This is a genomic window from Pectobacterium sp. HCp5_1 (assembly GCF_032905925.1).
GTDB lineage: Bacteria > Pseudomonadota > Gammaproteobacteria > Enterobacterales > Enterobacteriaceae > Pectobacterium > Pectobacterium brasiliense_A.
This window is the reverse complement of the sequence record NZ_JAUMIO010000026.1, coordinates 21,971-35,364: the sequence shown is the minus strand read 5'-3', so window position 1 is coordinate 35,364 and position 13,394 is coordinate 21,971. Positions and strand designations below refer to the sequence as shown.

General features: G+C 51.3%; 12 protein-coding genes. 4 read left to right on the top strand and 8 right to left on the bottom strand.

What is annotated here, in order from left to right:
* Positions 1 to 87: 87 nt before the first annotated feature.
* Together rstB and rstA are read right to left on the bottom strand one after the other, a co-directional pair.
* The gene (rstB, locus tag Q3A88_RS16540) at positions 88 to 1,401 is read right to left on the bottom strand and encodes a two-component system sensor histidine kinase RstB (protein WP_317178305.1); all 1,314 of its coding nucleotides are present in this window, start codon (positions 1,399 to 1,401) and stop codon (positions 88 to 90) included.
* The gene (gene rstA, locus Q3A88_RS16535; RefSeq protein WP_233991169.1) at positions 1,398 to 2,135 is read right to left on the bottom strand and encodes a two-component system response regulator RstA; all 738 of its coding nucleotides are present in this window, start codon (positions 2,133 to 2,135) and stop codon (positions 1,398 to 1,400) included. Before rstA ends, rstB begins: the two co-directional genes overlap by 4 nt.
* Positions 2,136 to 2,356: 221 nt before the next feature.
* Here rstA and Q3A88_RS16530 point away from each other — a divergent pair, with 221 nt between their 5' ends.
* The 3 genes from Q3A88_RS16530 (at position 2,357) to Q3A88_RS16520 (ending at position 6,256) form a co-directional block, all read left to right on the top strand.
* Positions 2,357 to 3,559, top strand: a complete 1,203-nt coding sequence (locus Q3A88_RS16530) for an immunity 26/phosphotriesterase HocA family protein (RefSeq protein ID WP_317178304.1) — start codon at positions 2,357 to 2,359, stop codon at positions 3,557 to 3,559.
* A 327-nt stretch (positions 3,560 to 3,886) separates the two neighbouring features.
* On the top strand, positions 3,887 to 5,443 hold the full coding sequence (locus tag Q3A88_RS16525; protein ID WP_317178303.1) for an EAL domain-containing protein: 1,557 nt from the start codon (positions 3,887 to 3,889) through the stop codon (positions 5,441 to 5,443).
* A gap of 237 nt (positions 5,444 to 5,680) precedes the next feature.
* Positions 5,681 to 6,256 (top strand): YceI family protein, encoded by a 576-nt coding sequence (locus Q3A88_RS16520; protein ID WP_039509604.1) that lies wholly within the window; start codon positions 5,681 to 5,683, stop codon positions 6,254 to 6,256.
* Positions 6,257 to 6,305: 49 nt separating this feature from the next.
* Here the strand turns inward: Q3A88_RS16520 and Q3A88_RS16515 are convergent, their stop codons facing one another.
* Genes Q3A88_RS16515 through folM form a run of 3 tightly spaced genes read right to left on the bottom strand, consistent with a single transcriptional unit; the run spans position 6,306 to position 8,374 of the window.
* Positions 6,306 to 7,109: an anti-sigma factor family protein gene (locus Q3A88_RS16515; RefSeq protein WP_110163209.1), complete on the bottom strand. Its 804-nt coding sequence runs from the start codon at positions 7,107 to 7,109 to the stop codon at positions 6,306 to 6,308.
* Positions 7,106 to 7,621: a sigma-70 family RNA polymerase sigma factor gene (locus Q3A88_RS16510; protein ID WP_039501235.1), complete on the bottom strand. Its 516-nt coding sequence runs from the start codon at positions 7,619 to 7,621 to the stop codon at positions 7,106 to 7,108. The genes Q3A88_RS16515 and Q3A88_RS16510 overlap by 4 nt, the downstream gene beginning before the upstream one ends.
* Positions 7,622 to 7,651: 30 nt before the next feature.
* Positions 7,652 to 8,374: a dihydromonapterin reductase gene (gene folM, locus Q3A88_RS16505; protein WP_039509600.1), complete on the bottom strand. Its 723-nt coding sequence runs from the start codon at positions 8,372 to 8,374 to the stop codon at positions 7,652 to 7,654.
* 138 nt (positions 8,375 to 8,512) lie between these two features.
* Here folM and Q3A88_RS16500 point away from each other — a divergent pair, with 138 nt between their 5' ends.
* Positions 8,513 to 8,929: a hypothetical protein gene (locus Q3A88_RS16500; protein WP_014915606.1), complete on the top strand. Its 417-nt coding sequence runs from the start codon at positions 8,513 to 8,515 to the stop codon at positions 8,927 to 8,929.
* Between the two features lie 38 nt (positions 8,930 to 8,967).
* Here Q3A88_RS16500 and dauA read toward each other — a convergent pair whose 3' ends face one another.
* From dauA to Q3A88_RS16485, 3 genes are all read right to left on the bottom strand, one after another.
* Positions 8,968 to 10,671 (bottom strand): C4-dicarboxylic acid transporter DauA, encoded by a 1,704-nt coding sequence (dauA, locus tag Q3A88_RS16495; protein ID WP_110163211.1) that lies wholly within the window; start codon positions 10,669 to 10,671, stop codon positions 8,968 to 8,970.
* Positions 10,672 to 10,834: 163 nt separating this feature from the next.
* Positions 10,835 to 11,935 carry a sodium-potassium/proton antiporter ChaA gene (chaA, locus tag Q3A88_RS16490; RefSeq protein WP_110163212.1) on the bottom strand — a complete coding sequence of 367 codons (1,101 nt, stop codon included), beginning with the start codon at positions 11,933 to 11,935 and terminating at the stop codon, positions 10,835 to 10,837.
* A gap of 327 nt (positions 11,936 to 12,262) precedes the next feature.
* Positions 12,263 to 13,066 carry a siderophore-interacting protein gene (locus tag Q3A88_RS16485; protein ID WP_110163213.1) on the bottom strand — a complete coding sequence of 268 codons (804 nt, stop codon included), beginning with the start codon at positions 13,064 to 13,066 and terminating at the stop codon, positions 12,263 to 12,265.
* Positions 13,067 to 13,394 lie beyond the last annotated feature (328 nt).

Here is a 13,394-nt window from a genome sequence, read left to right as displayed (position 1 = left end):
TGATTGGTTTCGGCGTGTAACCTAATGTACAAGCCAGAAAAAGTGGGAAAGGCAGGGGGGAACGGTGGGGTTTCCACCGTCTCGGTGTTAGTGCTGAATGGTGATGGCGGCCTGCGTTGTTGCGGTTTTTACCGGCCAGCAAAAACGGAAACGTGCTCCGCCGAGTGGGCTGTCATCCACGGCAATGCTACCGTCATAAGCCCGTGCGATAGCATGAACAATCGCCAGCCCCAGCCCGCATCCGCCGCCGCTGTTCTCGATACCCGCTTCCAGACGGACAAACGGTTCAAACACGCTTTCCCGGCTGTCGGGCGGAATACCGGGACCGTCATCTTCGACTTGCAGACACGCGATATGGTCGGCGTCGGATGTCAGACTGATATGCAATCGGCCGTGGCAGAAGCGCAACCCGTTGCCGATCAGGTTATTCAGCACCCGCTCCATTAGGCGTAAATCGAGCGCACCAATCCGTGCCGCATGGGGCATGTCCAACGAGATGTGTTTATCAGGATGGATGAGGCGGAAATCATCAACTTTTGCCTGTAGCCACGAAGGAATATCAATATCGGCAAGATGCAGCGTCACCTGTGGGCGGTCGAGTCTGGCATACGTCAGTAGCTCGTCAATCAACGCTTCGAGTTGACCAATATCCCGGTTTAACGCCTGCTGCTCGTCTTCTGTCAGGTTGTCGCTCATCGCCAGCCGATAGCGCAGCCTGACCAGCGGCGTACGCAGTTCGTGCGCAATATTGTCAATCAGCTGCTTTTTGCTGTTGATTAGCTGGTTCAGGTTATCCGCCATGCGGTTGAAGGCGACGCCAAGCCGGTACAGGCTTGAGGTGCTATCGAAGTGAATGCGCTCCTCCAGATGGCCATCCCCGAGGCGCTGTGCGGCATTCTCCAGTTTTAGCATCGCCTGCCAGTGTGGCCGCATCCATAGGAAAACCGGCAGCGCCAGCGACAGCCCGATGAGCATCACCAGCAGTAAATCCAGCAGCCGCATTTCATGCAGGAAGAACAAATAAGGAATGGGGCCGACGGCAAGAACATAGTGGCTGCGGGGAATGCGTTGGATAAACGTGTATTCATCATCCAGCGCGATAATTTCTCCCTGATTCAGACGCTGCCGATTCTTGGGGCTCAGTGCATATTTGCTCACCGGTTCGATGTGCAGTTTGAATGACAGGTTTAAATCGAGCTGGCTGATGGTTTTATGCCACTCGCGGGGCGGAATCGCGCGCAGCTCATTACGAATGAGATACAGCGAGCTTTTCATCAGGTCATCCATGGACTGACGTCCGGCGCGTTCAGCGGTGACTTTATAGACCAGCCCGACCAGAAGCGTCATGACGACAAAACAGGCGAACAGCAATAGAAAAAACTGGACGAACAGCTTTCTCATAGCGTGACGCTCTCCCAGGTATTGGGGGCAAACAGATAACCTTTGTTGCGCACCGTTTTAATACGGAACGGCTCCAGCGGGTTGTCGTACAGTTTCTTACGCAAGCGGGAAATCGCGACGTCAATGCTGCGATCCATGCCGTCGTAGGTCACGCCGCGCAGATTTTTCAGCAGCGCATCCCGATCCATAATGTGACCTGCGTGAGTCGCCAACTGCCAAAGCAGATCGAAATCTGCGGTGGATAACACAATGTGTTCTTGCCCTAATGTCACTTCCCGATTGACCGGATCGATGCAGAGCAGACCGAAGTGCAATGATTTGTGCACCTGTAACGCGGCGGGTGCAACGTTTTCCGTCACGGCCTGTGGTGCCGCAGCGTATTGCCGCAAATGCAGGCGCAGACGGGCGAGTAACACGGCGGGTGGTGTGGTTTTCAGAATGTAATCATCGGCACCCATTTCCAGCGCCAGAATATGATTCATGTCGCTGTCCAGCGAAGTCAGCAGCACAATCGGGCCGCTGTACTGTGGTCGCAATTCCCGACAGATTGTCATGCCGTCTTTGCCGGGCAGCATGATGTCCAACAGCACAAGGTCAGGCTGCTGCTGTTCAATAAAGGCCAATGCCTGATCGCCCCGTGCTTCAACCTGAACATCAATGTCATGCTTACCGAGGTAAGCGGCGATTAATTTCCCCACCTCGGTATCATCTTCTATAAAAACAATCTTATGCATGGTATCTACGTTATCCCCAACTCACTGTTGATAGCATAGCCTGATGATAGGCGATAAACGAGAAATGAAGCGTAAATGGGTGTTAAGTGTTTGTTTATTTGCCCAAGTTAGATACGCTGCGGGGCGTGCTTTTTTGAGGCGATATCGCACCTGACTCTCGACGTTTACCGAGAGCAGTCACGACATAATGACCGATTATTCCACAGGGAACCGTGCTGAAGATGAAACCGATTGACCAGATAAACAGCTGGATGCAGGAAACCTTACGCCCTTATTTCGGGCTGGAACCGCTCTCGTCTGAATGGGATATTTTAACCGTACGTGACGGCTATTTTATCTGCTTCGACGGCGATACGATCCGTAAGCGTATTACCGCCACCGAGTTAAATTATCAGGAAGAAGACGTCATTATTCATACACGCGGACGTGACGTTATTCTGCCGAGAACCGCGCGCGGTAAAGAAAAGAAGCTGACGTACACCAGCGTTTCCAGCGTGATGGCCGATGGCATTGTGTTTTCTGCGGGCGTCAGAACGCTGAATTCGGGACGCTACGGTTATATCAATGCCAGCAATTACCGTAACTCAATCGGACTACCGTTGCCGGAATGCCGTCATTTGACCAGCAAAGCAGAGATTGTCGACTGGCTGCACGTTTATCGTGAACGGTTACCGTCTGATTATGCGCACAAGCTGGAACGGCTGATGAGTATGAAAAAACAGCAGCATAAAACGATTCCGGGTGACATCTTTCGGGTTGAAATAGACTTGCATACCGATGGATATGTTTTGGTGATTGGTAACCTGCGTCAGATGCAAAAGGACGGCCTGTTTGCGGAACATAGCATCTGGAATGATGTGATGACGATGCCGCTGTTTGTGCGGCCTTATCTTCTTCGCACAACCGAGCGTAATCTCCCGCTGTCGGAGATTGTGGCATCGTCCTTGTCTGAAAAGTGCTGGATTGTTATGGATAACTCGTTTCTGCGCGGTAACTATGAGTATGTGGGATCGAAAACGTTGTCGGAAGAGGACATTTTGTTCCCCGTTGGCTATGGCCCAAGCATCAGCGCACAGAAAAGCGACTATCGTCTGTCGTGGGGGCCTTGTTCGATCAATAAAGCTAGTCAGGATACCGCTTTTAAAGCCGGGCGTAGCTATATGAACAATGGAGCCTATAGTGGCGTATCAGCCGAATGCTTCGCGGGTAAAGGCTTCCCTGGCTATGATAAAACGCTGCACAACCCGGAACAGCGTGACGCGTGGGAACAGGCACTGGCCGAGTTTGGTTTTCCACCAGATACGACCTACGATGCGTTTGCCCAGCGTACTGACGGCCTGACGCGTGCGGCCTACCTGAGATATGTTGCCAGCAATAAAGCGTACCAGCGTAAGCTGCAAGTGAAGAAAAAAGAGACGAAATAAGACCAGCCATCTCGTTGCACGTGCTTTCAGGCACGTGCAGGCCGGTGGACTGCGGCGGGGCAATAATTATCGCTAATAATGTATATGAAATGCATTAATGTGTGACTGGTTGGTTATTTCTTTATGTAATCAAATGGTTACTCACATGGTTTTTAAATCGTTATTGCTTAATAAAACGGAGCTGATTTATTAACCGAAGTGAATTATAAAAACGTGCTAATTTTAACTGTATGTTTTTGAAAGAACTGGACACGAAAATTTCATCTGGTTACTATCGCTGGCCTGGATTTAAATGCGCTTTTAAGCATTAACTGACATTGGATCGCGATGCGTTTTTCAGGATTTAAAAAGATAACAATAGCCATTTTCATGATGGTTGTTATCTCATTTTCTTTTTTATTTTCATTAAATGAATTATTGGTTAATCATCAGGAAAGCAAATTAACATTGCGCTCTGAAAAGTTACGCTTTCAGGCTGAAATGTTAGCAGAACAGGCGCTGTCTGCGTTGGGTGATATTAACGCTATTGATGATGATATTTGCTCGCCAAACTACATTGAAAAATTAAAAATGATAAGGTGGCGTCATCTCAATATTGAAGATGTTGCTTCTTTAAAAGAAAATCGTATTTATTGCAGTGCCTTTTGGGGAGAGGTGAGTCCTCCTCTGAATATTACTGTAAGGAATGAAATGGAAAATAATAAACCAGCATTGATTGCAGTAAAAAATAATAGCAAAACGCGGTATGACAATATCGGTCTCTATCAAGGTCATGCTGCGGTGTTTATCTCGCGGGGAACCTATGAAAGTATATTGAATACGGTCAATGATGGATATTTCGTTATGACATCAGCGGATAAATCGCAAAAGTATTTTGAATCGAATTCGAAGGAATATATTGCTTCGGGTAATCCGTTACTGAGTAAACTATTTACCGCCAACACCAGCCTTTGTAGTCCCCAATGGCAGTTTTGCGTGATAGCTCAAAATGCACGCAGCGGACTGCTGTCGCTCACACCGGGTCTCCTGTCTTTTGTCACGGTGGTTGCATTGATGCTGGGTGGATTCCTGACTTTCTTCTGTTTAAATATTGTCGATAAAAGACAATCGCTGAAATCCCGTTTGAAGAAATCCATCAAGAGAGGGGATGTTTTTCTTGAATATCAACCGATGGTGAGCGCTATCGATGGGAAAATAGCCGGTATTGAGGCGCTAGTCAGATGGCGTGATGGCATACATGGCTATGTTTCTCCCGACGTCTTTATAAAGATTTCAGAAAAAATCGGGTTTTACTCAAAAATATCTGATTTTGTAATACAACACTCAGTGAGAGAGATGGCCGCTGTTCTCAATAAAAACAGGAAGCTGACGCTATCTATAAATATAACCGATCATGAGATTAGCGATCTGGCTTTCATGGACCGATTGATTAAGGTGTGTGATTTCTATGGTGTTGAGCCTGCTCAGATAAAGTTGGAAATATCAGAACGCTGCCAGCTATCGCAAAAGGAAATCCAGCTTTTTGCCGAGCGTGTGGCAAAAATGAATATCAAACTGGCGATTGATGATTTTGGCGTGGCGAATTCGAACTTAGCATGGCTTACCGGTTTCAGGTTTGATGAAGTTAAACTGGACGGTTCGTTAATGAAAAATCTGGACAATAAGAATAAAGAAAAGATATTGCATGCAATCTGCTCGCTCATTAAAGATATGGGGAAAGACATTGTTTTTGAAGGCGTTGAAGATGCTGAGCAATTAACGATTGCCAGGGAAATTGACGCAGATTGCTTAATTCAGGGGTGGTTTTTTTATCGATCACTGTCAGCAAAAAATATTGAAAGCCTGTTAATCACTCAGGAAAAAAATCACGCAGTGTGCCCCTGATGTTTATGCTTGTCCCCCTCACGTTAAGATCATTAACTTAACGGCCGCGCAAGATGCAAGAAAAGAAGACATGGCGTGAAATATCGCGCCATGTCTTTGTGGCGGCGCTTTAACGCAAAAGCCTGCCCACCCCAACACTCGATGTTTTCTCAGCATTGACAAAAATAATGAAAATTGGCCGAATAAATTCGTTCGTTGGTGCGTTTACACATTGTCTACTTTTAGGAGAACCCTGTTATGACGCGCATCGTTCCCGTTTTGGCCGCCGGGCTGCTCATCAGCCCACTGTTGCACGCTATGCCTCTCAACTACACCATTGCCACGGATAAAACCGCCATTGCGCTTTCATGGCAAGCATTTGGTCACCTTTCACAGGCTTCTCTCGACGGCGTGACGGGAAACATCACACTGGATGCTGAAAAGGAAATAAACGACCGTATTGATGTGAAAATCCCCATCACGACGCTGCAGGCTTCCAATGGCCTGCTGACTTACCAGTTAAAAAGCAGCCTGTTTTTTGATGCCGAACACTATCCCGATATCATGTTTACCAGCAGCAGAGTGGTGGCGCTAGGCCATGGCCATTTTCGGGTTTTTGGTTCACTGTCGGTAAAAAATATTCAACGCCCCGTTATTCTGGACGCCACGCTTGAAGAACATGGCGGAAACGTATCTGGCGAAGAGGCGTTGTCTCTCCATGCCACCACGGCAATTTCTCGCTCGGCTTTTAATATGGATCGCTTTACCGGGGTGGTGGACGATCGCGTGGCAATCAGTATTGATATCCAGGCGAAAGCGCGACATACCGCATAAACGTTTCCCGCCACTCAAGGGAATCAGCGAGTGGCGGGTGCGTCAATGACTAGGCCAGAGACGTTTGCAGCCTGAGCGCGCTTTCAGTCAGTTGCGGTACAGGGTTACGGCCAATTAATACGAACTGATAGCCACGATTGTGCCACCAGACGACATGCATATCATGGCGCTGCTCATTGTTAAGCGCAGAGGTGGTTGCTCCCCGATCGGGAGAAATGCACAACGCTATGGGGCCATACTCGGCGTGCATCCAGGCAATCTGCGCAATGGCGGTGCTATCGTAGCGCAGCATTCGCACTATTTTTAGCTCCGCGCCTTGAAGCGTCAACTGCCGTTCATGGAGCGGCAGCCCAATCTCTTGAGTGGCACGAGACAGCCCGCGCTGTAAGGTGGGTAAGGAACTGTCTGCATCAAGCAGGGTTTCGGTGCTGTACAGTGACATGTACTGCGCTTCAAGATCGCGAATTTTCTCACTGTCGTTGCGAACAATCGAAACAGGACGGGCAAGGTAGCCTAGCCCTGAGCCAATCACCAAAAAACTGAGTGAGGCCGCAATGAGCGAACGGCGACTGACACCGGCATGCGAGGGCGGTTCTACAGACGCCGGATGCGTTGCTAGCAGTTCCTCAAGCCGGGCCTGCATTTTTGCCTGAGGCGCTTTGTTGAGTAACGGCGCGAAGGCCTCTTCAACATCGAGATGGCTTTTCATCAGCTCGGCGGTGCGCTCGGCAAGTGGCTCATCTCTCTCCAGCTGTGTGGCGAATTGTTGTGCATCGTCGTCATCCATCTCACCATCTAACCAGGCAACGATGGCTTCATCACTGTAGGGGGGCGTAAAACGCATGGTTTTCAAGACCGTTTCTCCTTTGCCGCGGGCAGAGCATCAACTGATTTTGCCAGCGTACTTCGTGCGGTGGCCAGCCGGCTCATAATGGTGCCGATGGGGACCGATAGCGTGTCTGCTGCCTCCTGATAGGTAAATCCTTCGACATAAACTAAAAATACGGTATTGCGCTGCGCTTCTGGCAAGGCGCTAACGCGCTGCATTATTTTCTGGTAATGCCGAGAATCATCATTCCGCTCTCGGGTATCCGGGGCCAATAGGGCTTCGCTTTCGACAAAACCTTGCCCCAGACGCACGCGGCGTGCGCGCAGTTCGGAAATCCATATCGAGTGGAGAATGGAGAACAGCCATTTGTCGATGCGAGTGCCCGGTGTAAATTGCCCGCTTTTTTCAAGTGCGCGAACACAGGTGGACTGGACTAACTCCTCGGCAACTTCATGGCTGCGCGACAGCACCAGTCCATAGCGCCATAGGCGCGTCAAATGAGCAGTAAGCTGCTGGCGAACGTCGCTGGTAGTGATGGGTTTATCCTCACATTGATACTCAGGGAATTAACGCAAAGCCCGTCCACCATCAACGCCTAGCGTTTTCCCGGTGACGTAACGGCTGCTGAGCAGGTAATCCACCAGCCGGACAATTTCTTCTTCACCGGGGGCAATTTTCATCAATGACTTTTCCAGCGCCTGCTGACGATAGGCGTCGTCATCCTTTTCATTAAACAGGATTAGACCGGGGGCGATCGCGTTGACTTTCACCTCTGGTGCCAGCTTGCGGGCAAATGACCGCGTCATGTTATCCAGTGCCGCTTTGCTGGCGGCATAGGCAATATGCTTATCGCTGCCTTTTTCTACCACGTAATCCGTCAGATGAATGATATCTGCACCCGCGATGCCTTGCCCACGCAGGCAGGGTTCCAGCAGTTGGTTGAGTAAATAGGGCGTATAGACATGGATTTGCAGCATATCGGCTAGCGTTTTTTCTGGCGGTGTGGAGGGGCTTTCCGGCTCCCAGCGGCTGGCATTGTGAATAATGGCGCGCAGCTGCGGCGTGAGCGACTGGATTTGCTTCGCGAACGCATAGATGTTTTCCGTGGTGGAAAAATCGGCGGTCAGACAAACGGCGCCATCTTGCTGTAGCGTCTCCAGCTCAGGATAAGGTGTGCGATAGCTGATGATGACCGGAATCGACTGGGCCAGAAACGAACGCGCCAGCGCCAGCCCAATACGCCGTGCGCCGCCGGTAATTAACACGGGAGCAGAAGAAAAAGTTGTCACAATTAGGTCTCCTCAACACGCTAGTCAAAAGGGGGCGAAGCGTGACAATATACCTGAATTAACCATCATATTGTTTACGGTTTTATACCCGTCAGGGTAGTGCGCGGCAAACCACTGGCGAAGAGGAGAAAAGGGAATATGGAAAAGTCCCCTGAGTCTACAAGTTCCAGTGAGCCACTCTGTCTGGACTACACGGATTATTTAGCGGCATTGTGCAAGAAACGTTGGCGTTTCGTAGATGCAATGTACGGCGTGATGCCGATTTTTGGCATGGTAACCAAGATGGCACCGGCTCGGCAGAGTGCGCCGAAAGAGCGGCTGAAGGGACTGGCGCTACAGGTGCTTTCTACGCAGGTGAGTGACGAAACCAACATCATCAGGCTGATTACGCTGGCACGTCAGCAAGGTCTGACCGCGTTTGATATCCAACTGCCTTATTCGCTGACGAACGAGCAACTGAGCGCTATTAGCCGCGAATGCGACGACGCGCTGGATTTAACGCTGCGGGACGAACGCCTGTCCGTCCGATTTAAGATGCCAGCCGTGCAGCATTAGCACGGCGTGGCCCGCACACTATTTCTATTCTGTTTCCGTTACGCTGAACGCACCGTCGTCGCCTCAATCGCCTGGGCGAGTGAGCCGTAGAAGCTTAGCCGCCCTTCAATCGGATGAACCTTCGCCCGCGCCAGCGTTTTTAACGGCTGGAAGGGAATATCGGTGATGATGAGCTGTTTACCTTCAGGCAGCGTTTCACTAAAGCGCAGGAACGCATTGAGTCCGCCAGCATCCAGCACTGGCACTGCATCCCACTGTAAGATGATATTTTGATAGCCTTCGCTGCGTACGGTCAGATCGTTGAAGATGCGTTCTGCAGCAGCGAAGAACAGCGGGCCGTTAACACGTAGTACCAGATGATCCGGGATTTTGGTGTCCGGCAGTTCGCTCAGTCGGGTCATCTGCGCGATGCGCCGCATGAACAGCAGGGATGCCAGTACGATACCGACGGTAATCGCGATCACCATATCGAACAGCACGGTCAGCGACATACAGAGCAGCATCACGATAATGTCGTCTTTCGGCCCGTGGCGCAGCAAATCCACCACCTTGTGCGCTTCGCTCATGTTCCAGGCGACAATCAACAGCAGCGACGCCATCGCTGCCAGCGGCAGATAAGACAACCACGGCGCAAGGATCAGCAGCGCCAATAGAACCATAAGCGCATGGATCACGGCGGAGATCGGCGAGTTTGCGCCCGCGCGCACGTTAGCGGCGGAGCGGGCAATCGCCGCGGTTGCGGTAATGCCGCCAAAGAAGGGCGCGATAATGTTACCGAAGCCCTGACCCATCAGCTCCGCATTAGAATTGTGTTTTTTGCCCGTCATCCCGTCCAGCACGACGGCGCACAGCAGCGACTCAATCGCTCCCAGCATCGCCATAGAGAACGCCGCGGGCAGCAGGGCGGAAATACTTTGCCAATCCAGCGTCATCGTCTTCCCATTGGGCGACGGAATATCCCACGGCAGAATGAGTTGCGGTAGGATAGGAGGAATCCCTTGCCCCTGCGAACCGTCCGCCAGCATATAACTGAATCGGGAACCGATGGTAGCCACGTTTTCACCGAGCAGTGACATGATCCCCATCACCGCGACGCCTGCCAGCAGCGCAGGCAAATGACCGGGCAGGCGAATACCGAGTCTGGGCCAGACGATGAGAACCAAAAGCGTCGTTGCGCCAATCAGCGTATCAGCAAGATGCAGGGTCGGCAGCGATTGCGCCAGCGCCGCCACTTTTTCGACGTAATGCTCGGGGACTACCGCCATCTGCAAGCCGAAGAAATCCTTGATTTGCATGGTACCGATGGTGATAGCGATCCCGGAGGTGAACCCCAGCGTCACGGAAAGCGGAATATATTCAATCAGACGGCCGAAGCGGCAGAGCCCCATCAGCAGCAGAAATACGCCGGACAGCAAGGTGGCAACCAGCAGACCGGATAACCCGAACTGTTGCGACACCGGATACAAAATGACGACGAAGGCGGCCGTCGGGCCTGAGACGCTGTAGCGTGAGCCGCCGCTGACGGCGATGACAATCCCGGCAATGGCGGACGTATACAGTCCGTACTGCGGAGGAACGCCGCTGGCAATAGCCAGTGCCATCGCTAGTGGTATGGCGATGATGCCGACGGTCACGCCAGCGATAATGTCGTGGGTAAAACGTTGCAGCGTATATTTTTCGCGCCAGCACGCGTCAATTAGCGCGCTGAACGGCCTGACGCCGTTAATTCCGTGCGTTTTCATCTAAGCAGAAACCAAAGTAAGGAAGTAAATCAATATGGCGGGCCTGCCGGTCCGTCGACGACAGCCTTACGATACGCCGGACGCGCTTAGAAGATCCAGATATACATCAAGAGAAGTGGTTTTTGGCGAGGCCGACGCAGCGAAAACTGCGTCGGCAGGGGAATTACAGCGTGATGGTGATCAGATAGGCGGCAAAGAGCGCCAGATGCGCGCTGCCGCTCAACACGTTGGTTCTACCGGTGGAGAATGTAATGTGGCATAGCACCAGTACCGACAGCATCACGACAATGTGCGGCATATCCAGACCGAAGTTCAGCGTGCGGCCGGTCAGCATGGCGATAATCGTGACGGTAGGAACCGTCAGTGAAATGGTTGCCAGCACGGAACCGAAAAACAGGTTCATGGCGCGTTGTACCTGATTTTTCAAGACCGCGCGGATCGCTCCCAGCCCTTCAGGAGATAGGATTAACAGCGCGACCAGGAAGCCCGTAAACTGCGTCGGCGCATTCATTTCGGTCAGCAGCGTTTCCAGCGGCATGGAGTTTGTTTTCGTTACCGCGATAACGGCAATCAGGTGAACCAGCAGCCAGGCAGTGTGCCACAGGGAACTGTGCGCGGACGGTTTACCATGGTGCGGATCGTCACCGTCGCCTTCGTCTTCATGCTCATATACAAACAGACTTTGGTGCGTACGAGTTTGAATCAACAGGAAAACGCCGTACATCGCCGCAGAAATAGCAGCAATAATCAGCGACTGCGCTACGCTAAAATTACCACCGGGTAAGGCGCTGGGGAAAACCAGCACAATCACCGCCAATGGGAAGATTGCCATCAGGTACTGCTTGATGCCGCTGAGGTTGACGTACTGTGTGGCGAATTTACGGCCACCGAGTAAGAGGGCGAAACCGACCAGACCACCGGTGACAATCACGATAATGGAATAGAGGGTGTCACGCATCAGGTCCGGGCCAGCGTCACCGGTTGCCATCAGTGCCGAAATCAGACTGACTTCCAGAATGACGACGGACAGGCTGAGGATCAATGAACCGTAGGGTTCACCCAGACGGTGTGCGAGCACGTCGGCGTGACGTACTACGCTAAAGGCGCTGAACAGTATCCCGGCTAGCGCGATGGCGTTGATGCCGAGAATGGCGAAGAAATCTTGTGAAGTGCCCCACATGTAGAGCACGGCCAGCGCAATAACAGGAAAAATAAGTGAGTATTCATGATGGCGAGTTTTGACCACCTCAGCATGAGACTTCATTGCGGGAGTTCTCCTTATCCAGAGGAATGATACGGCAAAATATCCCCGTCATATTTCAAACCAGCATACTGGCCGCTCGAACTATTTAGGGCATAAAGCGATTTATTGTGGTCGTAAGCCCTTTATTAAGGACGTAGAACAACGATAAACAGCAAAAGGTTACTAAAAAGTAGTTATAACGTAATAAAACGAACAATATGATAACAGATTGTCGTGTCAGTGCGGGAGGTTTTACGGATTTTTACGCTTTGCGCTTAAATTTAAATGAAAAGGGAGAATCTGCGTATCTTCTCCCTATCATGATAATATCAAATGTATTTTTTGTGGTTATTCGTCAGGATTATCCATAATATCGTGACGTTTATGATGATAATCCTCTTCATTTAACCCTTCTCGCCAATAAGGCACGGCATACATCTGATTTCGCTCACACCCGCGTTCGCGACGCACGTGGCGACGAAGCTGAACCACGATACGATCCTCACCTGCTAACCAGTAAAAGACATTTTCAGCCGACGGAAGTGACTGAAACTGCTGTAACAATGCATCGGTCACGTCCGTTCCGCCAATAACCCAGTGCAGCTGAAGCTGTGCTGGTTTCGCGATATCAAGTTTATCAGCCTCGCTGTCGACACGGATGACCGCATGCCCCGTTGCGTCATCAGGCAAATTCTCCAGCAGCGCCATGAGCGCGGGGAACGATGACGGGTCAGCGGCCAGATAATAAGCAGCCGCTGGTGGCAGCATCGGGAGCGGGCCACCGGGTTGTGAAATACCGACCCAATCACCGGGCTTGGCCTGACGGGCAAAGGTGACGGCAGGCCCAGCGTGCTCATGCAGCGCGAAAACCATATCCAGCTCCGCATCCTCCGGGCGCAACGCGCGGACGCTATAGGTGCGAACGATGGGGCGGGCTTCGCCCTCTGGCCAGATCGGGCCGCGTTCGCCAATCGCGGGCAGAGCCGGTTTTTGCTGCCCAGCCTGAGGCAAAAAGAGCTTGATGTGTGCACCGTATCGCTCGGTCGGATAATCGCGCAGCGCGTCATGATGGAAAGTAATGCAGCGTAAATGAGGGGAAATATCGTGGATGTGTTTAACCTGAACTAAAACAGGCTGACGCGGCGTTGCCATTTAGTGTCTCCGTGGATAGTCGATTCCAAATTAAGGATGATAATAACACGAGATGATAATTATTATCATTTGATGTCTGCCCGTTATTATTCTTGTCGCCGCCAATACGTTTTATTGGCGTCGAGAGCTTTCACGTCAAGCGTACGACAGGCTCCTGACGTCACAAAAATGAGGTTTGTATCAGGAATGCGTCAAGTCTGGCTGTGAGTTGCCGATTAAGTTGATATACCCGTCATACTTCAAGTTGCATGTGCGTTGGCTGCATTCAGTCACCCGAATCACTTACCTGAGTAAGCTCATCGGGATGCCTTCTCTTGCCGCCTTCCTG